The sequence below is a fragment of the Pseudoalteromonas espejiana DSM 9414 genome, assembly GCF_002221525.1.
GTDB classification, from domain to species: domain Bacteria; phylum Pseudomonadota; class Gammaproteobacteria; order Enterobacterales; family Alteromonadaceae; genus Pseudoalteromonas; species Pseudoalteromonas espejiana.
On the sequence record NZ_CP011028.1, the window covers coordinates 961,334 to 984,395 of the forward strand.

The window sequence follows — 23,062 nt, forward strand, 5'->3', positions numbered from 1 at the left end:
TTTCATGGCATTATGGGGCGGACGTTTTTCTACGGGTCCAGATGAGGCGTTTAAACAATTTAACGACTCACTTCCGTTCGATTACCAGTTAGCAGAGCAGGATATTATTGGCTCTGTGGCATGGGCAGGCGCACTTGAGCAAGTTAATGTGCTTTCAAGTGACGAGCATACAAAATTAGTAGCAGCATTAAACGAACTGCTAGAAGAAGTAAAAGCAGATCCACAAGCTGTAGCAACCTCTGGTGCTGAGGATATTCACTCGCACGTTGAAGCTGCACTAATCGAAAAAGTAGGCGATTTAGCTAAAAAGCTACACACAGGCCGAAGCCGTAATGACCAAGTAGCTACCGACTTTAGATTATGGTGCCGCGATACTGCCGATCATCTACTTGGTGCTATTGCTGCACTTAAAGCTGAAATTGTAGCGCTTGCTGAGCGTGAACTAGGTACTATTTTACCTGGCTACACTCACTTGCAACGGGCTCAACCGGTATTGTTTAGCCACTGGTGTATGGCCTACGTTGAAATGCTTGAACGTGATGAAAGCCGTCTACAAGATGCCAAAGCACGTTTTAACTTTTGCCCGCTTGGCAGTGGTGCATTAGCGGGTACAGCTTACCCAATAGATCGTCAAGCGTTAGCGCAAGGTCTAGGATTTACAGGTGCGACTAAAAATAGCCTTGACGGTGTATCTGATCGTGACTTTGTAGTAGAGCTTTTAAGTTGTGCATCTATTTCGATGATTCACTTATCGCGTATGTCTGAAGATTTAATTTTTTATAATTCTGGCGAAGCTGGATTTATTGAACTTGCCGATAATGTTACCTCTGGCTCATCGTTAATGCCGCAGAAAAAGAACCCTGATGCACTAGAGCTTATTCGTGGTAAAACTGGCCGTGTATTTGGTGCATTCAGCGCCATGATGATGACCCTAAAAGCACTCCCTCTTGCGTACAATAAAGATATGCAAGAAGACAAAGAAGGTCTTTTTGACGCTATGCCAACTTGGCTTGCCTGTATTCACATGGCGCAAGCGTGTATCAAAGGCGTAAAAGTAAACGGCGATAAAACGCTTGCAGCAGCAAAAGGTGGCCATGCTAATGCAACAGAGCTTGCCGATTACTTAGTAGCTAAAGGTGTGCCATTTAGAGAAGGCCACCACATTGTGGGTGTACTTGTGCAGCTTGCTATAAGCGAAGGTAAAACCTTAGAGGAGCTTTCGCTTGAGCAGTACAAGTCAGTTAATGACGTATTTGAAGATGACGTTTACCCAGTACTTGAAATAGATGCCTGTATTAAAGCACGTCAAGCGCTTGGCGGTACATCTATTGAACAAGTTACTAAAGCGGTTAAAGAAGCCAAAAAAAAACAGCAAATAACGGTACGTGATGCAAATTTAGATGATGTAGAAGATATTGCTAGGCTCATACAGCACTGGGCAACAGTAGGTGAAAATCTACCACGTGCTAAAAGCGACATGGTGCATTCAATTAATGAATTTGCCGTAACAGAAATAAATGGCAAAGTATCAGGCTGTGCGTCGCTGTATATTTATGACACGGGCCTTGCTGAAATACGCTCTTTAGGCATAGATCCACAAAGTGCGGTATCTGGGCAGGGCAGGCAGCTTGTAGAGCACTTATTAGCAAAAGCCAAAAAATTGGCGCTTAATCGCGTGATTGTATTAACGCGCGTGCCAGATTTTTTTGAGCAACAACGTTTTACTTTTTGTAGTAAAGAATCGTTACCTGAAAAAGTAATGAAAGATTGTGAGCTTTGCCTTCGTAAAGAAAACTGTGACGAAGTTGCGATGGAATATATTTTAAAGCCAAGTAAACGTGCGGAGATCCCGTGTAAATACGTGGCTTAAATTCCCTGGATACAAAAAACGTACGGTTACCCCTGTGCGTTTTTTTATGTGTATAATGCACTGGTCTGATGAGTGTGGTGTTAGCTAGGGTTTTAGATTTAGTTCTAATAAATAGTTGTAGGTAGCATGTATTTTTAATATGTCAAAAAATGTTGGCACATTGGTTGCTTTGTATAAGTCAGATAGCAAAATAGCTATCACTGCTTAAAACAGGTAATGCAATTACCTACATGATGGTGTGATTAAAAGTTGCGCCAAAAAATATTAAAACTTTTAAAAGGAACAATCACATGCAAGTTTCAGCTAATAGTCAACTACAAATGCAAGCATACAATAAAACACAACAATTACAGCCTGCAACGGAACAAACTGCTAGCCCTAAAACCCTACAATCTGATACAGTAAGCTTCTCTAAAGAGGCGATGAATGCTTCGAGCGCAGCATCAACAAATAGAAATGCTGCACTTTTCCCTGGTCAGGTTAGACCTAAATAAGTTTAAGGTAATTAATGTTCTTAACTGAGTTGTTTGGTTTTTTTTCTATGTCAGCCCTTAATACTTGGGGTTTCATGATGGCTTTTTTCTTTAACTTATTCGTTTTTTCGTTAGGTAATAAAAGAAAGACTACCTTACTGCTCAGTTCATTTTGCATGCTAGCCTCATATACAGCATCAGATTACTTCTATACTTGGCTTTCTATTTACAGTACAACTTATTTAGATTGGGTGCTGTATGATTTTTTTACTATTTTAAGCCTCATATGTTGTTATTTTTTAATAAGGAATACATCACCGTCATTCTTTTATCTGATAGTAGGGCTATCGATAAATATGATTTATGCTGGATTAATGTATATCGATGTTAATTTATATAAAAATAATGAACATTGGTTTTTATGGGACGCTTATTCTTACAGCGTTTTCTCTATAGACTTACTAATGATAGTTGCATTAATTGTAGATAGAGACTTCTTAGGTCTTCACAAACTCAAAAATAAGCTATTTGGTTTGTTTAAGTCTTCAAAATTGCAGCACACAATCTAGCTTAAATGTATATTTCTGAAGCCCTAATGGATTATGTAGCGGCTTTCTCCCAATGGGGCTTTTAATGGCCTTCCTATTCTGTTTGGTCTCCAGCATAAACAAAGAAAATAAGTCACCAGTTTACCTATCTGCGCTAATGCTCTGCTCATATATTTTTGGCAGCTATATAAGATTGTTAGATAACCTATATCTTAATTGGGCGTTCTACGATTTAATTACAATTGTAGCGCTGCTCTCTTTGCAGTACTTCAATGTTTTTAAACGTACCAAAGCTTTCCTGTTCCTCGTTCTGGCTTTAACTGCGAATGCCGTACTTACGTTGCTTTTGTATTATGACTTATATGTTCTATATAACTTTGAGCCATGGTGGTATTGGAGTGTTTACTCCATTGGTGTGAATTTTATTGATGTTTTAATGATGCTTTCATTAGTGATTAACCACCGAATGGTAAACCCCTCTCAATCCGTTATATTAAATAGAGGGGAAAATGACAGTAAGTTATAATTATGCAATTTACCTCGGGGCAATTGTACAGTGGGGTTTTTTGTTTGCATTCTTGCATGCATTAGCAAATTCGATTAACAAGCCAGATAAAGAGCTTGTGTATATTTCATTTGTGATGTGTATTTGCTATTCAGGAAATTTGTTTACTGATTATGGGCAAACTACCTATTTAGATTTTATTTTATTAGATGGATGTACATTACTTGCACTTCTCTTTTTAAAGCGCTTCAAGTTTAAATCATACCCTGTAGCGTATTGCTATGTAACGACTGGATTATGCATTAATATTATTTTTAGTTTCTTAATGCACCTAGATATGACCTTATCAAAATATTATGAATATTGGTGGTTTTGGTCAGTATTTACGGTTGTGGTTGGGTGTGCAAATATTTGCATGATCATAGCGTGCTTTATAAATCGAGATTTTTTAGGCCTTGTTAATTTAAAAAGTCGTATCTTAAATAGAGTTTTGTAATTAATTAGAGTTGTTAAAAAGTTTAGTGTTATGTCAGGTTGTTTAGCAAATGGTTGTTTTAATGAATTTTGAGCTCTTTATTCTCCGAGCTTGCTTTTAAGATGGGGTTTATTTCTTTTATCTCAGATATAAGCTTTGCACATACTTTAAGTATTATTATGCAATGGGGGTTTCTCATGGCATTTTTATACTCATTAGTTTCGTCTATTAACTCACGCTTTAAGGCATTAGTTGTTCTTTCGCTTATAATGGCTGTTTCATATTTCCCAGGAATGTTCTTTAATTTTCAAACAGTTACTTATTTTGATGTTGCTTCATTAGATGCTATAACCCTTGTTATTTTGCTACTTGTGCAGAACCTATATATTAAAGAAAAAACAATTGCTTATGACTACCTCATATTTGGGCTTAGTATAAATATGTGTTTAGCTCTGGGTATGTACTTAGATCGCCATATTTTACAGAACTACACTCATTGGTGGTTTTATGATTTTTATGTGACGGTAGTATTAGTATTAGATCTAAGCATGATTTTAGTGTTGTTTATCAATAGAGATTTCTTAAAAATTATTTTTTTCAAAAACCTTATTTGCTCGTTATGTGCTAAGAAACCGCGATAGTGAATAATGTTCTAATCCCTCCAGAGATTTCAGTTTATATCGGAGTGTTAGTACAGTGGGGGTTTTTAATGGCCTTTTTATATTCACTAACAACTAGCATTAACAATCCATCGAAAAAGGCTGTATGGCTATCTTTAGTTATGGCCATATCTTATTGCTTAAGCTCATTTATAGATATTTACAACTTTAGTTACATAGAACTATTTTGTTATGACGTAGTCACTTTATTTTTCATTTTATGCCTACGGTATTTCCTACCTGAAAAGCGCATATCTACTTACTTATTATTTGGCTTGAGCATCAATTCGCTATTATTTTTAGCTATGCACATAGATGTGTTTGTACGTGGTAATTACGAACCGTGGTGGTTTTGGTCTTTTTATACGGTTGTTATTAATATGATGGATATCATCATGGTTAGTATTTTTTTCATTAAAAAGGATTTTTTAAGGTTAGTGCATGTTATGGATAAATTGGCAGGCTTTATTGTGAGGGCGAAGCAAGGTGGCTGATATCCTTTGGGGGCTTGTTGATATAGGGTACAACGTGGGCGTTTTGTTTACGTGGTTTTTTCTTATTGCCTTTTTGTACAACTTATCGGCAAGTATTAATAAGCCAGATAAAAGTAGGGCACAGCTTTCATTTATTATGATGGTATCCTACATAGCTAGCTTGCTTATGGACCCACTTATTACACCATCGCACTTAAATTATTTTTATTATGATGCTGTAACTCTCCTTGTTTTATTTTTGTGGCGTAATTTGACCAAGCAAACTATACCTACGCCTTTTTATTATTTAATTGTAGGGCTAAGCTTTAATGCCTGCTTATTTTTAGGTATGCATTACGACATTGTTATACAGGGTACACTTTACTATTGGTGGTTTTGGAGTGTATATATTTTTGGTATGTATTTTAGCGATTTTACAATGGCACTTGTGCTAATTATAAACAGGGATATTTTAGGTTTACTCAGGTTTAGAAAGCATTTGGCATTACTTTATAAAAAGGGTGAGGGAGTAAGTTAAAATTAAATATTATTTTATGGTATTTGCTACGCCTTAAAAGTGTAGATAGCGGTACAATTTTTACTTTTTGGGCGTTAAGGTTTCATGATTGATTTAGTGTTAAATACCAATATAACCTTCTATATAGGTGCATTTGTACAGTGGGGCTTTTTAATGGCTTTTTTGTACTCGCTGGTCAGCTCAATAAATAACGCTGATAAGAGCAAAGCTTGGTTAACATCAATCATGGCTCTTTCATATTCATCTAGCTTATTTATTGATATGGATTCGATAACCTATTTTGATTTTTTCTTATTTGATGCTGCAACACTAGCTTCAATTGCTTTATGTGGTTTTTTTATAAAAACTTGCACCTTGTACATTTATTTACTTGTTGGGTTAAGTATTAATACTTCTTTATTTTTCGCGATGTATATAGACAACGATATTATGCATCACTATGAGTATTGGTGGTTTTGGGATATTTATTTTGTAGGTGTTAATTTTAGCGATTTACTAATGATTACAGTAAGCCTTTTAAACAAAGATATCTTAGGCCTAGCAAAGTTAAGTGATTATTTAACAACAAAATTTAAGCCCTCACAATATGCATAATCTTTTATGGGCGATGGCTGACCTTTATGATTACATAACCATTTTAATTACTTGGTTATTTGTTTTTGCATTCCTATATAACTTATCAACAAGTATTAACAAACCAGATAAAAGCCTAGCCCAAATATCATTTATTATGATGGTTTCATATACATCAAGCATGGCTATGGAGCCTCAAACAGCTACGCCTCACCTAAACCTTTTTTTATTTGATGCAGTTACAATATTAACTTTGATGATGTGGGCGGCCTTTTTCATAAAAAACAAGCCTACTGCTTTTTATTACCTAATAGTGGGGCTTAGCTTTAATGCGTTTGTATTTTTTGGAATGCATTACGATAGCATTGTCTTGGGTAATATGGAGTTCTGGTGGTTTTGGGGGCTTTACGGTATTGGTCAGCTAACAAGTGATTTAGTCATGGCGGTGGTTTTATTTATAAATAAAGATATTTTGGGTTTACTAAAAGTTAAACATTACCTCAGTAAAAAGTTGGGTATTTACTAATGCTACAAGATTTATTTATGGCATTGAGTTCTATAAACGATTACCTAAGTATTTTTATTACATGGGCTTTTGTAGTGCCATTTCTTTATAATTTCGCTAGTACAATTAACTGCCGTAATAAGCATGTAATGTATATCTCTTTGGTTATGATGCTCTCTTACACGTTTAGCCTATTTATGTTCAAAGCATCATTTATTCTTACCGGTTCAATATATTTAGATTTAGTAATTGCAGATTTACTCACCATCTTCACGCTTGTTCGCCTATCCTATAATTATAAACATGCAAACGCCACGGCCTATTATTACCTTATTTTAGGTTTAACATTTAATGCAATTTTACATATGGCTATGCATTACGACTATGTTGTGTTGGTTAGTTATGACTATTGGTGGTTATGGGGGGTCTATGGGGTTGGGCAGTTCTCGAGTGATTTATTAATGGCAATAGTCTTAATTATAAATAAAGACATCTTGGGCTTGGTAAAAATTAAAAAGTTTTTATTTAGTAGCCAGTTATTGCAGAAAACGACTCAAAATAAGTAAGGCGTATCAGCGCGCCAAAAAGCGCGCTAATGTATTTAGCTTAACAGGCGTTGCAGCCTAACTTTTCTTTTAGCGCATCAACAATGACAGGGTGAACAAATTCGCTAACATCACCGTTATGGCGAGCCACTTCTTTTACTAAGGTTGAAGATATAAATGAATTACGTTCAGAAGGTGTTAAAAACACGCTTTCTAAATCTGGGTTTAGGCGACGGTTCATGTTCGCCAGCTGAAACTCGTAATCGAAGTCAGATACGGCTCTAATACCGCGAATAAGCACATCAGCTTTATGAGCAAAGGCTAAATCGGCAAGTAAGCCAGAAAAGCCAATTACTTTTACATTGCTCAAATGCCCTAAAATAGTGTTTGCTAAGTCAACGCGCTCTTCGAGGGTGAAGCACGGTTGTTTAGTGGGGTTATGGGCAATAGCTACAATTACAGTGCTAAACATTTTAGCTGCACGCTGAATTAAATCTGTGTGGCCATTGGTTAAAGGATCGAATGTACCAGGGTAAATTGCCGTAACGTTCATAGGTTTCACTAACTATTATTTTTTGACTAGTCTATCAGTGTTTGTATTACAAATCAGCTTAGCTCATTTTTAAAATAGTAAATTATGATGGTATTTAAACCAGCCTGATTTGTTTATACTGCAAGGCTTATATTTAGTGTAATGTAGTTTATAAGTTAATTTGAGTAGTCGTCTATGAATACCAAGGAAAAAATAATACACACCAGTATTTCATTATTTAATGAACATGGTGAGCGAGCAATATCAACTAATCATATTGCATCACATTTAGGGATGAGCCCGGGTAATCTTTACTATCACTTTAAAAATAAAGAAGACATTATCCGACATATTTTTGCGCTTTACAGTGAACACTTAAATACTCATTTTAAACCTATAAATGTAAATGATGATGCGTTTGAACATTTAACAGCTTACTTAGATTCGTTGTTTGAGCTAATGTGGCGGTATCATTTCTTTTACGACAACCTAGGCGATATTCTCTCCAGAGATGAAAGCTTAAAACAAGCGTATATTGGTTTTCAGTCAACATTATTAGAGCAGGTTCGCCAAGTTATACTTGGTTTGCGCGACAGTGAAATGATCACCATAGAGGAGCAAGATGCACTAGAACTTGCTCACACGCTTAAACTAACCGTTAGTTTTTGGACCCCTTACATTAAAGCGCGTAGGCTCAGTGGTAATTTAGCCGAGCAAGATATTTACCACGGCATTTTAAAAGTATTAGCGTTATTTAGGGCTTACAGCACTGAAAAAAGCTTAATTAAAATGAACCAGTTACGGGAAAAGTACACCCAACTTGCCGAGCAAGCACCCACACTTAGCTAGCCTCCGATTAGTTGCTTAGTTCCTAGACGCAAAAATTTTTGATATAATCGCGCGCCCAATGCCTGGGAGCGCGAATTCCCGCAGTCTAAGAGTGAACTATGCTTAAATTTATCGTCAAACTACATCCTGAAATTGCCATTAAAAGCCGTTCGGTACGTAAACGCTTTACTAAAGTGTTAGAGAATAACATTAAAATTGTATTGCGCCGTGTTGACGAAAAAGTACAAGTAAGAAACAACTGGGACAACATTTCAGTCGTAACTAAGCTTGATGATGCGCAAACACGCTTAGACTTTATCGATAGCCTGCAGCGCATACCTGGAATTGTGCAATTTATTGAAGTAACCGAAACCGACTTCACTACGCTTGACGATATTTATAAAAAAACCATTGAGCTAGTAGGGCACACAATTGTTGGCAAAACATTTTGTGTGCGCGCAAAACGCATTGGGCAACACGATTTTACTTCAACAGATTTAGAACGTTATGTTGGTGGTGGTTTAAACCAACACGTAGAAGGTGCACGCGTTAAGCTAAGTCGCCCTGAAGTAACTATTCGCTTAGAAGTAAAAGACGATAAAGCTTACATAGTAACGCAAACACATTTTGGTATGGCTGGTTTCCCACTGCCTACACAAGAAGACGTGCTTTCGCTTATGTCGGGTGGTTTTGACTCGGGTGTAGCGAGTTATCAAATGATTCGTAAAGGTGCTCGTACACACTTTTTATTCTTTAATTTAGGTGGCGCAGCTCACGAAATTGGTGTTAAACAAGCCAGTTACTACTTATGGAAAAAGTTTAGCTCTACCCATAAAGTTAAGTTTGTAACTGTTGATTTTGAACCGGTAGTTGCTGAGATTTTAGAAAACGTAGAAAACAGCCAAATGGGTGTTGTGCTTAAGCGTATGATGATGCGCGCAGGTAGCCAAGTTGCTGAAAAACTGAATATTCAAGCACTTGTTACAGGTGAAAGCATTGGCCAGGTTTCAAGCCAAACACTGGCTAATTTAAGTGTGATTGACCGTGTAACCGAAACGCTTATTTTACGCCCGCTAATTCAGCACGATAAACAGGAAATTATTAATATTGCTCGCCAAATTGGCACCGCAGAAATGGCCGAAACAATGCCTGAGTACTGTGGAGTAATTTCTAAAAAGCCAACGGTTAAAGCTAAAATTGATGTTATTAAAGGCGAAGAAGAAAAGTTCGACTTTGATGTACTAAATACCGTAGTAGAAAATGCCCGCATTATGGATGTGCGCGATATTGACGTAGAAGCTAAGCAAGAGCTAAAAGAAGCAGAGTCGGTTGCTGATTTACCCGTTGGCGCCGTGGTTGTTGATATTCGCTCTCCTGAGGAAGAAGATGCAGCCCCGCTTGAGGTTGACGGCGTAGAGGTTGTGCATTTACCTTTCTTCCGTTTAGCGACTAAGTTTGGCGACCTGCCAAAAGATAAAGACTATTACCTTTACTGTGAAAGAGGGGTAATGAGTCAGTTACAGGCGCTTATATTGCATGAAGAAGGCTTTACGGGCGTTAAGGTATATCGTCCGTAATGTAAGGTTTATGATAAAGCGTGGTTTAATCCACGCTTTTTTTTGCCTTTATTTTAGCAAGCAGCTCATTGTTTATTGGTGTATTAATATTTAAACGTCGGCCTTGCTCACTAATGTAGCCACAAATAGCGTTTATTTCAGTTTGCCGATTATGAATAACATCTTGGTGCATAGAAGAGTAGTTTTGTGCAGTGAGCGTCATTATGGTGTAAGCATTACTGAGTGCATCGGCAAGTTTAATATTGAGCTTGAGCGCCTGTGCAATATTACATGCTTCAGTGAGTAAATTAAAAATTGTGCTGCTAAATTGCGGCGCCCTTAATTGCCCATTTTTAATATTATGCAGTGCACTTAACGGGTTAATAGCAATATTCACAAGTAACTTTTCAAATCTTAGTTGTTCAATGTTTTTTGAATAGCTCAATTGCGGCAACGGACTAAATTGCTCTAGCATCGCTTTATAATTGTTGTGAGCTTGCGTATTACATGCACCGAATATATTTTTTCCCTCTCCGGTATGCTGCACAATATACTGATTTGATTTAAATCCCGCCATGCTGGTGGTTAAAAAGTATAAAGCCTGCTCAAAGCGAAGTTCGGCGTTTAGTTGTTCAACATTACCCATTCCGTTGTGCGACAGCACAATATTACAACGTGATGATAAAAATGGCTTTATATGTATAAAAGCATCGATCACTTGAAATGCTTTTACAGCAAATATGACGGTATCAAACGCGGGTAGCTCATTAAGTTGCTTTAAGGTAATAAACTGCGCGTTAATTTTTTGCGAAGGCTGATTAGCTTTACAGTAAAAACGCGTATTTGCAGTGGTTTTACGTGTAAACACATATACGTTATGCGCCTTAGATAAAAAATGGCTGAGCATTAAACCTATAGCACCATCGCCAATAACAAGTATGTTAGCCATAAGGGGTCTTTTTTCGAGGAGTAAAAATAGTTCTTAATAAAAAATACGTTGCAGCGCCAGCAAAGTCAGCTAAAAAGTCACCCAGTGATGCTTGTCTGTAGGGAAGGGCGTCTTGCATTATTTCAATAGCCGCGCCGTACCCTGCGAGTAGCAAAATTTGCGTATAAAGCGGTAGTTTAAATGCTTTATCCATAATAATGGCGAGTACGAAAAAAATGCCAAAGTGAGCAACTTTATCAACATGCGGAAATAAGTTAGCTACACCGCCTTTTATCTCTTTAGCAAATAAAAAGGTAAAAGCCACAATGCTAATTAAAAAAACTGCCTGATAAACACGCCGTGTCACGTTAAATCCTAAAACCGCTTAAAAAAGAAACCGCAGTATATCAAACTAAATTAGTATCGCACCTGAACAACTGGCAGAAAAATGTAAAGATTTATAATTTTAGCGTTATAATCGGCGCATAAATTTAGATTTAATAGTTAGGAGAACCCTATGCCTTCATTTGATATCGTATCTGAAGTAGAAATGAACGAAGCTAAAAATGCAGTAGATAACGCAAACCGTGAGCTTGAAACGCGCTTTGATTTTAGAGGTGTTGACGCATCAATTGAGCTTAACGACAAAACAATTAAGCTTAAAGCCGAAGCCGATCAGCAGGTAATGCAGTTGTTTGATATTTTAGCGAATAAGATTTCTAAGCGTGGCATGGATGTAGCCAGCCTTGATTTACAAGATATTACCCGCGCTGGTAAAAATGTATTTCGTAATGTTGCGCTTAAGCAAGGTATTGAAAAAGATATGGCAAAAAAAGTAGTTAAAGCCATTAAAGATTCAAAAGTTAAAGTGCAAGCTGCTATTCAAGGTGAAGAAGTTCGCGTAACAGGTAAAAAGCGTGACGACTTACAAGCGGCTATGCAAGTAGTGCGTAGCGCTGAGCTTGGTCAGCCATTTCAGTTTAAAAACTTTCGCGATTAATAAAAATATAGCGATTGCTTCTTAACAGCTTAATTTAAAAGCGTGGTTAGCAAATCTAGTAGCTACGCTTTTAAGCAAATTATTTACCTAAAGCTCTTACACCTGCCAATGTTTGGATAATGGTAGGTAAAAAATACCTTATTAGTTTTTTACTACTTTAAATAGTTATTTCAGCCTTTTAAATCCTACCTGTGACACGGCTTTTTATATTTAGTCTATTCTTAATATTAGTTTATTTAATATTACATAATAAAGGCGTTAAATGTATAAGCACCTTGTTTTTATAATTATTATTACTTGTAGCAAATTTGCTTTTGCCAAGCCAATTAATGTAGATGTGTTGGTAGAAGATGGTTATTTCCCAATAATTATCAATGCCGAAAAACAGCAGGGGCTAGCGCCTGAATTTGTCAAAATTTTAAACGAATCCCAAAGCGACTACAATTTTGTACTTAATTCATTACCTGTGAAAAGGCTTAAAAAGTGGGTCGAGTGGGGGGAGTTCGACATGCTTTTTTTAATGGCTTTGCAATGGCTGCCAGAGACAGCGAGAAGCTCTTTAAAACAAACTCACTTTTACGTAATTGCTAAAAATGAGCTTTATACTTTATTAGAAAATTCTAATGAGCAAGCATATTTTGATAACCTAAATACGTTAACAAAAGCAGGTGTACTTGGTTACTCGTATCGCTTTGCTAATTTTAATACCGACGCGCAGTATTTAAGTGAAGAGCACCAAGTAAGTTTGACCATTGATGAGTTTAATGTTGTTAAAATGCTGCTATTAAAACGTGCTGATGTTGGTGTGTTAAACAATATTGCCTACCAATATTTTAAAAAGAATAATATTTTTAATATGGACTTACTTTACAAAAGTAATAAACCAGACGCTATTTACGACACCCATTTTTTGGTTAATCCTAAACGCAGTAAAATTACAGAAAATCAAATGGATGAGCTATTAAATTCCCCCACCATAAAGCCGAAAATAAAAGCATTGCTGAGCGCATATGGTGTAACTTCAAGCTTTACTGAAAATAAATAATTGGATTTTTAGCTATATAGACGTCCGTTGACATTTGTAAACAAACTGCTCACAATAATGGCCTATTTTCAAGGTGCTTGCTTAATACGGTGTATTGGTTTTAAGGTATTGAAACTAACGGCAAGATAATCGGGAAGTTGGTGCGTTATCATGATGATTACAATCCCAACACTGCCCCCGCAACGGTAAAGTATTAATACTTATTTTAGTATTTACTGAGTCCGGAGACCGGCCTTGATGCAATCTTACATACTTAAATCTTTGCGGTGGGCAAGGGTAGGGAACATCATGCTAAATAAAACAATTCTTGGCGTTGCAATATCTGCTGCGTTGTCTTTTTCTGTATCTGCTGCAGATAACTCAATTGAAAAAATTACCGTTACTGCTAATAAATTCGAACAATCAATAAATAACGTGTTAGCAAGCGTTAATGTGATTGAACGTAGTGAAATTGAAGCAAGCAAAGTACGTGATTTACCAACACTGTTAAGCACTCAAGTTGGTTTTCAAATTAACCCTAATGGTGGCTTTGGGCAAACGTCGGGTGTATCACTGCGTGGTACAGGCTCGGGCGATACATTAATTTTGATTGATGGCGTACGCACAGGCTCCGCAACGCTTGGTCAAAAAGCGCTAAGCAATGTACCTCTAAATAGTATTGAACGTATTGAAATAGTGAAAGGGTCGCGTGCTGCTGTCTATGGCTCAGACGCGCTTGCAGGTGTAATTAACATAATTACCCGTGAAGCTGATAATTTATCGCTTGATGCTACGTTTGGCTCAAATGCTTATCAAAATTATCAACTTGCAGGTTCTGTTAAATCGGGCGATGTTATCTCAGCATTTAATGCAGGCTTTGAAAAAACAGATGGTTTTGATGCGCTTCAAGGTGTAGCACCAGATGACGATGGCTATGAAAATAAAAACCTAGGTTTTAAAGTAAACTACAGTGACGAGCACTACGGCGACTTTAAATTACTAGGCCAGTACAGTGAAGGTTTTGCTGACTACGATAGCAGCTTTAGCCCAGCGTCAAGCACTGTAGAGACAGGGGATTTTAAAAACTACCAGTTATCAGCAGGCTGGAGTAAAAATTATAAAAATCAGTCTCATAGCATCGATGTTGCGTTTGCTACCGATGACTCAGACAGCACTTACGTAGACTCTTTTACTGGCAATTCATTAACCAGTACGTTTATTACCAAGCGTTCGCAACTTGACTACACTGGGCAATACCAAGTATCTCCACAGCTTAATTTCAGTGGTGGTGTTAACTGGTATAACGATGATGTGTCGAATAGCTCACAAGAGTTTGTTGAAGATAGCCGAGATGTACTGGCTGTTTTTGTTGGTGCTTATTACGATGCCGATAATGTACTGGCTAATTTAACCGTTCGCCAAGATGATGACGAACAGTTTGGTGATGAAACAACTTATACTGCTGCAGCGGGTTACCATTTATCTGAAAGTGCTACATTTAGAATCAGCCAAAGCACAGGCTTTAAAGCGCCTACCTTTAACGATTTATATTACCCCAATTTTGGCAATCCTGATTTACAACCAGAAAAATCAGTAAATCGTGAATTGGGCTTAAATGTTAATTTCGATATAGCAAAAGTAGACTTTGCACTATTTAGAAACGACATTGAAGACAAAATTGATTACGACGAAAACTTTGCATTAGCTAATATTAGCGAAGCTCGTTATGAAGGGGTTGAGTTTAGCCTTACACAGCAAATTTTAGGATTCGATAGCCACTTTAACTTTGTTTATTTAAGTGCTGAAAATAAAGAAACAGGAGACGAGCTACGTAACGTTGCAAAACGTACCGTTAACTGGGAAATTGCAAAGAAGTTTGGCAACTTTGACGCACGTGTTGATATGCAGTACCGTAGCGATCGCCAAGGAGCTGTAACGCGTTTGGGTTCTTACACACTTTGGAACATTGCAGGTAACTACCAAGTAAATAAACACATTGGAGTATCACTACGTGTAGAAAACTTATTTGATAGAGACTACAACGTTGTTGATTCTAGATCTGATTTTACAACAGGTGAAGTGTATTACTACAATACCCCTGAGCGACGCTTTTTTGCCGGCGCCAGCTATCAGTTTTAATTATTATAGAAATGCATAAAAGACAAAAGCCCGATTTTAATCGGGCTTTTTTAATGTGCGTTAAATTTATCTACTCAGTTAAGAACTCTTTAAATAGCATTTCAAACTTTTGTAATTTAGGGGCTATTAAAATACTGCAGTAACCTTGCTCAGGGTTTTCATTGTAGTAATTTTGATGGTAGTGCTCACCGGGGTAGTACAAAGACGCAGGGCTTAGTTCTGTTACAATTGGCTCACTAACATGGCTTTGTAGCTCGGTAATTATAGCTTGTGTTTTTTGCTGCTGCTCTTTTGAGTGATGATACACAACGCTCCGATATTGAGTGCCAATATCATTACCTTGTCGGTTTAGCTGCGTAGCATCGTGCAAGGTGAAAAACATAACAAGCAGTGTTTCAAAGCTTATTTGTGTAGAGTCAAATTCTAGTTGAACAACCTCAGCATGGCCTGTAGTGCCTGAACAAACTGATTTATACGTTGGGTTGTCGGTATTGCCCCCGGTATAACCTGAGCTAACACTCAATACACCTTTAACACGTCTAAATGCGGCATCTATACACCAAAAGCAGCCGCCACCAAATGTTGCTAGTTGTTTTGTTGAGCTCATAGGTATTCCTAATAAAGTATATGGAGTTTAACAGGAGCATAAATTGTATGCGCCGTAACAACAAGTACGGCGCATAGCTAAACTAAGTTCAGTTTAGTTAGAGCTCTTCTATTGGTTTCTCTTGCGCTTGTTTATCAAGCTTTTGTTGTAAAAACTCAGGTGATTGCGTATTACGAGCAAGGGCATAGTAGGCAGCTGGCACTACATAAAGCGTAAGCAAGGTAGATACTATAACGCCTGTAAATACGACAACACCAATAACCATACGGCTTTCAGCGCCAGGGCCCGAAGCAAGTACTAAGGGGACCGCGCTCATTACTGTAGTAAGCGAAGTCATTATAATTGGGCGCAAGCGCTGAGTTGCGGCTTGTAAAATAGCTTCACCAAACTCAACCCCTTTATCACGTAATTGATTAGTAAATTCGACTATTAAAATACCGTTTTTAGCACTCAAACCTATGAGCATAACAATACCAATTTGGCTGTAAATATTGAGCGTAAGGCCTGTGGCCCATAGGCCAAACATAGCGCCCATTAAGCCAAGCGGAACTGTTAACATAATCACAAATGGGTGCATAAAGCTTTCAAATTGTGCCGCTAAAACTAAAAACGTGACCGTAAGCGCTAATATAAATACGTAGGTCATGGCTGATGCGCCTTCGTAAAATAATTGCGACTCACCTTTATAATCTACAGCGCCGTCAATATCATTTTCCTCAGCGGCTACTGTATTTAAAAAGTTAAGGGCTTGCTCAAGTGTATACCCATCGGCAAGGTTGGCGCTTAAAGTGATTGCTCGCATGCGGTTGTAGCGGTTTAAGCGCGATGCTGTAGCTTCTTCTTTTAAGCTAATTAAGCTATCTAATGGAACTAGCTCACCGCTGCGCGATTTAAGGTAAATATTTGATATATCAGTAGGGTTAGTAAAGTCTTGCTTAGTCCCTTTTAAAATTACATCGTATTCTTCACCGCGGTCAATAAACGTTGTTACGCGGCGCTGGCCCAGCATGGTTTCAAGCGTTGTGCCAACATCGGAAACTGATACGCCTAAATCGGCAGCTTTGTTTTTATCTATGCTTACTAAAAATTGTGGAAAGGTTTCTTTGTAGTCGTGATCAATTCTTACTAAGCCTGGGTTTTTCTCAGCACGCTTAATGATACGATCGCGCCAATCAGCAAGCTGCTCGTAGTCGTTTCCTTGTAATACAAATTCTATAGGGCGAGAAGAGCCGCCGCCGCCAATACCACGGCGCATAATAGCAAAGGCACGTACATCGGTTACCTCGGTCATTTTAGCGCTTATTTCGTCCATTACTTCCCAGGTAGAACGTTTTCGTTCATCCCAATCAGCCATACCCACAATTGCAACGCCGCCACTGCCGCCCCAACCAGGCACTCGCACTAACACACGGCTTAATTCGCCGGCTTCTGAGTAAGGTAGAAGTCGTTCTTCTATTTTTGCCATATTGGCTGCGTTATTTTCATAACTTGCCCCTTCGGGGCCGCTCATCATGATAAAAAATGTACCGCGGTCTTCTTTTGGTGTTAGTTCTGAAGGCACCTGTAAAAACAACGAGTAGCTGACAAAGCCTGTCAATAATAAACTTATCATTAGGCCCCATTTACGGGTCATATTTGATGTAAGTGAGTGTCTGTAGCTTTGCTCAACTTTACTAAAAACGCGGTCCATCCATTGGCTAAATTTGCTTTCTTTTTCTGAGGCTTTTAAAACCTTTGAGCACAATGCAGGTGACAGTGTTAACGCTGTAATACTTGAGAAAAATACAGCTGCACTTACCGCCATAGCAAACTCGGTAAATAGTGCGCCTATCCGGCCATCCATAAATACCAATGGCACAAACACAGAAATAAGCACAAGCGTTGTCGCTATAATGGCAAAGCCTACTTCGCGGGCACCTCTAAAGGCTGCAAGTAATGGCGGCTCACCAAGTTCTATACGACGGTGAATATTTTCAAGCATAACAATGGCATCATCAACCACTAAACCAATTGCTAAAACAAGGGCCAATAAAGTTAATAAATTAATTGAATAACCCATAGCAAGTAAAAACATAAAACTGCCCACAAGTGCTACCGGTACGGTAACAGCAGGAATTAGTGTGGCGCGGATATTTCCTAAGAAAATATAAATAATAAGTACCACAAGGCCCATTGAAATGGCGAGTGTGCTGTATACTTCGTTGATAGATTCTTTAATAAAAATTGATGAGTCGTAGCTGTCTTGAATGGTGGTACCTTGGGGTAGGTTACGCTTTATTTTTTCAAGCTCATTTCGGGCGTTATCCACCACTGTTAATGTATTTGCTTTTGCTTGTTTTACAATACCTAAACCAATCATGTTGCGGCCGTTACCACGAAACAAGCTTTCGTCATCGGCAGCTTCTAAGTGTACATCGGCTACCTCGCCTAGGCGCACTAAATAACCATCTTCACCACGCTTAATAACGAGGTTTTGAAAATCGCGTTGATCTTTGTAGCTTCGGGCTGTACGCACGGTAAAGTCGCGATCGATAGACTCAATTTCACCGGCTGGTAACTCTACGTTTTCACTGCGCAGGGTGTTTTCAATATCACTAGAGGTAATACCGCGAGCAGCCATAGCTTGGCGATTTAACCAAATTTTCATGGCGTATTGGCGCTCTCCACCAATACGTACGTTTGATACACCATCAACCACGGCTAACCGGTCAACAATAAAACGTTGTGCGTAATCGCTCAATTGTAACGAGTTCATGGTTTCACTGTTTAATACAAACCACACAATAGGGCTTTCGTCACTGTTGGACTTTGAGACCTCTGGTGGGCGTACTTGCTCTGGTAAGTTGTCCAGCGCACGTGCTACACGTTCTCGTACATCATTTGAAGCTGCGTCAATGTCACGGTTTATATCAAATTCAATAACGATATTAGAGCGCCCGTTTCTGCTTGAAGAATTAATACTTTTAATGCCTTCAATACCTGATATTCGGTTTTCTAAAATTTGCGTTATTTTAGTTTCGACTATTTCTGCCGAAGCCCCAGTGTAGTCGGTACTAATGCTAACAATAGGGGTTTCAATATCGGGGTATTCTCTAAGCGGCAGCATTGAAAATGCAACCAAACCAAATGTAAGTAAGAGTAAGTTAATTACAATGGCAAAAACGGGGCGTTTAACGCTAGTATCTGTAATTTTCACCGTTATCCCTCAACACTTACTTTGCTGCCTGAACGAATTTTAATTATCCCTTCGGTAATTACTTGTTCGCCATCACTTAAACCTTTATCAATGGCAACCCAGCCGTTATTTCTGCTGGCCACGTGTACTTCTATTCGATTAGCAACACCATCTTGAATTTGGTAAACATAGTGTTTATCTTGAAGTGGGATAACGGCTTTTTCTGGTACCATTAACGCCTGATTACTACTTAGCTCAAGTGCTGTGTTTAGCAGCATGCCAGGGCGTAAAAGGCCTGATTTATTTGCAAAACTTGCGGTTACTTCAACGCTTCTAGTTACAGAGTCAATACGAGAGCTAATATGAGTTACTTTGCCGGTAAAAGTTTGATCCGGATAGGCATCGTTTTGAGTATGAACTTTCATACCCACATTAAGTTGAGATAAATATTTTTCTGGTAATTTAAAGTCAACTTTAATAATGCTTATATCATCTAAGGTAGTAATAATTGTATCGTTATTAACATAGGCACCGACTGAAATTTCTCGTTTGCCTAGCAGGCCAGAAAAAGGGGCGGTGATAAGCATTTCGCTGAGTTTAGTTTTTGCACTTTCTAACTGCGCTTGTGTTGCATCTACGCGAGATAGCTGCTCTTCTAAAAGTGATTTTGCAGTAGATTGCGTACGAGAGAGCTCGGTAAGGCGGCTTAACTGACGCTTTTCTTCTTTTAGGTTAATGTTTAGCTCTTTTACAGAATATTGCTCTTGCTGGTTTTGCAGCTGTACAAGTTGTTGGCCTTTACTGACTAAATCGCCATCTTCAAAGTATATATTTGTAACGTAGTCGCTTTGTGCGCTTTTGATGTAAATAGCTTGGTTAGCACGTGCACTGCCTATTGCTTCTATCATTACAGTGTTTTCTTGAGGTGATACAGTATGAGCAACTACCTGTGTTGCTACATCGTTTGAGTTAGATTGTTCACCATGGCTAGATGGTAAATATAAATACACACTTAAAATAACTAAAAGTGTAATTAAAAATGGAAAAAGTGCTTTACCTGACTGTTTTGAGTACATCGTTTTCATACCTGAAAATTAATTGTAAGTATTGTACGAAATAAGACCGTGAAAAGGCGGTTATGTATCTCATAAATTTGTGCGTTAGGCGTAAAAATAAATGAGACTATTTGCTTGTCCCTATTTAACCTTAAAATTATGATTAAACAATGAAACTAAAAACACAGTGCAAGGCCTGTCTCAAAACGAGAAAGGTAATAGTATGGGGTATTGTTATGTTTATATTTTATATGGTTTTTTACCAGTATGGATAAAGCTGACAAAACAATAAAATACAGAGCCCAAGGCGCCCGTAACGGTATAGAAGTACTTACTGTAGGAAGTGTAGGCTTGGTATTTATTATGCTGTTTAACTTATTGCGCCCAGGTGAAATAAGCATACTCGAAATATTTTTAGTGAGTCTGTGCATAGCAGCAATTTTTATTGGCTTTTTAAAAACTCAAGAACCCTTTTATAGCTTACTACTGAGCGAGTCACAGCTTACTTATCATCATAAGTATGGCTTTTGGCAGCTACATATTTCTAACCTTCATCACAGTGGAATACCAAAAATAACAGATGGTTACGAATACCTTGAATTAAATGCCATAGGTCTTAAAGTAAATAACATGGATGAGTTTTTAAGTGCAATTGAGCCTAGAATTGCAGGTAAGCTACTTATTGAACAGCGTAATTTATTTATGCAAGTTGTTCAAAAACATTGCAAAAATGGCAATTGCCCATCAGAATGGTTAGTAGAAGATACACAGTACACGTCGCCAAAAGGGGTTGGCTACACAGGGCTTATAGCTATGTTTGCTAACAGGGCAAAGCACCTTCAGTTGTTAACAGGTTATGATTTACTATTACCTGCAAGTGTATTAGACAAAGATATTTGGACGTTCAGTGCCGATTTAAATAAATGGAAACGGGCACCTGAGCGCTTTATAACATCGCAAGTTGGTCACTAAAGCGATAGTAGGAAAAATAATGAGCCAAGAAAGATCTTTTATTAAAAGTGGTCGCAATACCATAATCCATAAAGATAAAAAGCTTGATTTAGTCATCGTAAATTCAGAGCTTCATCCGCGAATAAAAGTAACCCAAAATGGTTTAGAGCCATTCAAAGAAGAGTTACCTAAAAACCGTCGTGATGCTAAAGAGCGTTACCTAGAAATGGTTTATGTAAGCAGTGCCGACGTATTTGGTGAAGAAAAGCAGCTATTGTTTATTCAAGCGCTTGATGGACGTGAATACAAAGTTGATTACAGTAAAATAGGCACAAAACTGTTTGTGCGTATTCATCAAGACACTTACATGTAAAGCTTAATGGCACCTTTATTGCTTGTAATTACGCTATAGTAATTATTTGACATAATAGGTGCCTTGTATGAAAGCGTTTGCTTTAATCCCCCTTATTTCTTGCGGCCTTTTGACTGCCTGCGGTGGTGGAGGCGGCGGCAGTGATGACTCTGCTGTTGAAACATCAGTTAATGCGGGAACAGACCTACAGGTTGTAGAAAAAACCGATTTCACAATTACCGCACAAGGCTCCCCTACTGATGGCACATTTACTTGGCAAAGAGTAAGCGGCCCTGCGGTTGATGGCTTTCCACTTGATGGTGCAGAGCAAACAATTACAGCCCCAGATGTAAAAGCCGACAGCGAGCTTGTCCTGTCAGTGAGTTATCAAACCGATAACGGCAGCTTAGTTAGCGATAACCTCAGTATATTTATTACTTCTAGTAACCAATTACCCCTTGCTGTGGTTACTCAAACAGCCCCAGATATATTGCCTTCAGTTTATAACGATACAGTTACTTTAAGCGCCGAAGATTCAAGTGATCCTGATGAAAATGGGCAAATTGATACATATCAATGGCAATTAGTATCAGGCCCCGATATAGATACTACCGATTTTGATAGTTCAACGGTAAGTTTTAGCCACCCATTGCTTGAGGCAAATACTAACTTAGTGTGGCAACTCACAGTAACCGATGATGAGGGCGGTGAGGCTAGTACGCAGTACACTATGACCCTTAATAAAACAGATGAGTTAGTGGTAGCACAAGCTGGCGACGATCAAAGTGTTGAGGAATTTGAACAAGTTACCCTCGACGCAAGTGACAGTGACACAGTGACTGATACGTTCTCATGTAGTTGGCAGCAATTAACAGGCAATGCTGAAACATTGGCAAATACAAGCCAATGCACTACAACATTTTTTGCCTCTGATGTTGATTTAGATACCACACTGAGTTTTGAAGTAACCGTTACCGATACTAAAGGCCGAACCGATACAGACAGTGTGTTTATTGATGTGTCGCCTAAAGCATTAGGGTTAATAAACGACAGTGGTTTAGGTGAGTGTTATAACAATACTCAGCGTATTAATTGTGAAAGCGACGATTTCCCAGAGCAAGACGCCGAACTTGGGCGCGACAGTTTTGCTAATCAGCTAGATAAAGCCGGTAAAGGTAACCTAGCGTTCGATTATACTAAACTTAACCAGTTTGCCGATGAAGTATCTGATGATAGTGATGACTTTACGTGTATTCGCGATAACGTTACGGGGCTGGTATGGGAAGTTAAAAGTGTTGCATCTGGCACTGTGCCAAATACCACACTACGTGATGGACAAAACCATTATTTTTGGGATTACGGCACCACAACCTTTACCGATACCAGCACAGCAAATTCAACCTGCCCAGACGATACAAGCTGCGGTGTGCAAACCTATATAAACGAAGTTAACGATTTAGATTTTTGCGGTGGTACTAATTGGCGTTTACCTACTTATACTGAACTACTTGGTTTAATCGATTATGGAAAGCAGGGCCAAGATGTATTAATTGATGAAGCCTTTTTTCCAAATATGCCAGATGCAGGCGCCATTGAAAATGTTGATTTACCTTATTGGACATCGCAAACAGCGGCGGATGGCACGAGTTTATCGCAAGCATATATTATTGATATGAGTAACGGTAATGACTTAGCTTACCCTAAAGAAAACACCGCCTATGTGCGTTTAGTCAGAAGTCGTTAGGAGAACA

At 38.3% G+C, this 23,062-nt stretch carries 23 protein-coding genes and 1 riboswitch; of the genes, 17 read left to right on the top strand and 6 right to left on the bottom strand.

Annotation, left to right across the window (positions count from 1 at the left end; all coding sequences use genetic code 11):
* The first annotated feature begins 4 nt into the window (after nucleotides 1-4).
* The 9 genes from argH to PESP_RS04440 all read left to right on the top strand — a co-directional run bounded on the left by argH (nucleotide 5) and on the right by PESP_RS04440 (nucleotide 7,185).
* Nucleotides 5-1,870, top strand: a complete 1,866-nt coding sequence (gene argH / locus PESP_RS04390; RefSeq protein ID WP_089346940.1) for an argininosuccinate lyase — start codon at nucleotides 5-7, stop codon at nucleotides 1,868-1,870.
* A gap of 290 nt (nucleotides 1,871-2,160) precedes the next feature.
* Complete coding sequence (locus PESP_RS04395) at nucleotides 2,161-2,364, top strand: hypothetical protein (RefSeq protein WP_089346941.1); 204 nt, start codon at nucleotides 2,161-2,163, stop codon at nucleotides 2,362-2,364.
* Nucleotides 2,365-3,400: 1,036 nt separating this feature from the next.
* Nucleotides 3,401-3,892 (top strand): hypothetical protein, encoded by a 492-nt coding sequence (locus tag PESP_RS04410; RefSeq protein WP_089346943.1) that lies wholly within the window; start codon nucleotides 3,401-3,403, stop codon nucleotides 3,890-3,892.
* A gap of 176 nt (nucleotides 3,893-4,068) precedes the next feature.
* Nucleotides 4,069-4,512, top strand: a complete 444-nt coding sequence (locus tag PESP_RS04415) for a hypothetical protein (protein WP_089349097.1) — start codon at nucleotides 4,069-4,071, stop codon at nucleotides 4,510-4,512.
* Nucleotides 4,513-4,580: 68 nt separating this feature from the next.
* A complete protein-coding gene (locus tag PESP_RS04420) occupies nucleotides 4,581-5,024 on the top strand; it encodes a hypothetical protein (RefSeq protein ID WP_089346944.1) in 444 nt (147 codons plus the stop codon).
* Entirely contained in the window at nucleotides 5,017-5,541 is a 525-nt protein-coding gene (locus PESP_RS04425; RefSeq protein ID WP_089346945.1) for a hypothetical protein, read from the top strand. The genes PESP_RS04420 and PESP_RS04425 overlap by 8 nt, the downstream gene beginning before the upstream one ends.
* Nucleotides 5,542-5,625: 84 nt before the next feature.
* Nucleotides 5,626-6,135 (top strand): hypothetical protein, encoded by a 510-nt coding sequence (locus tag PESP_RS04430; RefSeq protein ID WP_089346946.1) that lies wholly within the window; start codon nucleotides 5,626-5,628, stop codon nucleotides 6,133-6,135.
* Nucleotides 6,128-6,640 (top strand): hypothetical protein, encoded by a 513-nt coding sequence (locus PESP_RS04435; protein ID WP_089346947.1) that lies wholly within the window; start codon nucleotides 6,128-6,130, stop codon nucleotides 6,638-6,640. Before PESP_RS04430 ends, PESP_RS04435 begins: the two co-directional genes overlap by 8 nt.
* Nucleotides 6,640-7,185: a hypothetical protein gene (locus PESP_RS04440; RefSeq protein WP_089346948.1), complete on the top strand. Its 546-nt coding sequence runs from the start codon at nucleotides 6,640-6,642 to the stop codon at nucleotides 7,183-7,185. Before PESP_RS04435 ends, PESP_RS04440 begins: the two co-directional genes overlap by 1 nt.
* 40 nt (nucleotides 7,186-7,225) lie before the next feature.
* On the opposite strand, the gene coaD is transcribed toward PESP_RS04440, so the two are convergent.
* Complete coding sequence (gene coaD, locus PESP_RS04445) at nucleotides 7,226-7,717, bottom strand: pantetheine-phosphate adenylyltransferase (RefSeq protein WP_089346949.1); 492 nt, start codon at nucleotides 7,715-7,717, stop codon at nucleotides 7,226-7,228.
* Between the two features lie 174 nt (nucleotides 7,718-7,891).
* Here coaD and PESP_RS04450 point away from each other — a divergent pair, with 174 nt between their 5' ends.
* Entirely contained in the window at nucleotides 7,892-8,545 is a 654-nt protein-coding gene (locus PESP_RS04450) for a TetR/AcrR family transcriptional regulator (protein WP_089346950.1), read from the top strand.
* 98 nt (nucleotides 8,546-8,643) lie between these two features.
* On the top strand, nucleotides 8,644-10,101 hold the full coding sequence (gene thiI / locus PESP_RS04455) for a tRNA uracil 4-sulfurtransferase ThiI (protein ID WP_089346951.1): 1,458 nt from the start codon (nucleotides 8,644-8,646) through the stop codon (nucleotides 10,099-10,101).
* 25 nt (nucleotides 10,102-10,126) lie between these two features.
* Here the strand turns inward: thiI and PESP_RS04460 are convergent, their stop codons facing one another.
* A complete protein-coding gene (locus PESP_RS04460) occupies nucleotides 10,127-11,029 on the bottom strand; it encodes a ketopantoate reductase family protein (RefSeq protein ID WP_089346952.1) in 903 nt (300 codons plus the stop codon).
* Nucleotides 11,022-11,375 (bottom strand): VanZ family protein, encoded by a 354-nt coding sequence (locus PESP_RS04465; protein WP_089346953.1) that lies wholly within the window; start codon nucleotides 11,373-11,375, stop codon nucleotides 11,022-11,024. The genes PESP_RS04460 and PESP_RS04465 overlap by 8 nt, the downstream gene beginning before the upstream one ends.
* Before the next feature lie 150 nt (nucleotides 11,376-11,525).
* On the opposite strand from PESP_RS04465, the gene PESP_RS04470 reads away from it, so the two are divergent.
* The 3 genes from PESP_RS04470 (at nucleotide 11,526) to PESP_RS04480 (ending at nucleotide 15,171) form a co-directional block, all read left to right on the top strand.
* Entirely contained in the window at nucleotides 11,526-12,008 is a 483-nt protein-coding gene (locus PESP_RS04470) for a YajQ family cyclic di-GMP-binding protein (protein WP_089346954.1), read from the top strand.
* 262 nt (nucleotides 12,009-12,270) lie between these two features.
* On the top strand, nucleotides 12,271-13,053 hold the full coding sequence (locus PESP_RS04475) for an ABC transporter substrate-binding protein (RefSeq protein ID WP_089346955.1): 783 nt from the start codon (nucleotides 12,271-12,273) through the stop codon (nucleotides 13,051-13,053).
* Nucleotides 13,054-13,139: 86 nt separating this feature from the next.
* Nucleotides 13,140-13,304: riboswitch (cobalamin riboswitch) on the top strand.
* 37 nt (nucleotides 13,305-13,341) lie between these two features.
* Nucleotides 13,342-15,171, top strand: coding sequence for a TonB-dependent receptor domain-containing protein (locus tag PESP_RS04480; RefSeq protein ID WP_089346956.1), 1,830 nt, complete (start codon nucleotides 13,342-13,344; stop codon nucleotides 15,169-15,171).
* A 70-nt stretch (nucleotides 15,172-15,241) separates the two neighbouring features.
* Here the strand turns inward: PESP_RS04480 and msrA are convergent, their stop codons facing one another.
* The 3 genes from msrA to PESP_RS04495 form a co-directional block, all read right to left on the bottom strand.
* Nucleotides 15,242-15,778: a peptide-methionine (S)-S-oxide reductase MsrA gene (msrA, locus tag PESP_RS04485; RefSeq protein ID WP_089346957.1), complete on the bottom strand. Its 537-nt coding sequence runs from the start codon at nucleotides 15,776-15,778 to the stop codon at nucleotides 15,242-15,244.
* A gap of 97 nt (nucleotides 15,779-15,875) precedes the next feature.
* Complete coding sequence (locus PESP_RS04490) at nucleotides 15,876-18,974, bottom strand: efflux RND transporter permease subunit (RefSeq protein WP_089346958.1); 3,099 nt, start codon at nucleotides 18,972-18,974, stop codon at nucleotides 15,876-15,878.
* Between the two features lie 2 nt (nucleotides 18,975-18,976).
* The gene (locus PESP_RS04495; protein ID WP_089346959.1) at nucleotides 18,977-20,029 is read right to left on the bottom strand and encodes an efflux RND transporter periplasmic adaptor subunit; all 1,053 of its coding nucleotides are present in this window, start codon (nucleotides 20,027-20,029) and stop codon (nucleotides 18,977-18,979) included.
* Nucleotides 20,030-20,275: 246 nt separating this feature from the next.
* Between PESP_RS04495 and PESP_RS04500 the strand changes: the two genes are divergently transcribed.
* The 3 genes from PESP_RS04500 (at nucleotide 20,276) to PESP_RS04510 (ending at nucleotide 23,055) form a co-directional block, all read left to right on the top strand.
* The gene (locus tag PESP_RS04500; RefSeq protein WP_089346960.1) at nucleotides 20,276-20,980 is read left to right on the top strand and encodes a DUF2982 domain-containing protein; all 705 of its coding nucleotides are present in this window, start codon (nucleotides 20,276-20,278) and stop codon (nucleotides 20,978-20,980) included.
* Between the two features lie 19 nt (nucleotides 20,981-20,999).
* A complete protein-coding gene (locus PESP_RS04505) occupies nucleotides 21,000-21,332 on the top strand; it encodes a hypothetical protein (RefSeq protein WP_089346961.1) in 333 nt (110 codons plus the stop codon).
* A gap of 67 nt (nucleotides 21,333-21,399) precedes the next feature.
* Entirely contained in the window at nucleotides 21,400-23,055 is a 1,656-nt protein-coding gene (locus PESP_RS04510) for an Lcl C-terminal domain-containing protein (protein ID WP_089346962.1), read from the top strand.
* Nucleotides 23,056-23,062: the final 7 nt, after the last annotated feature.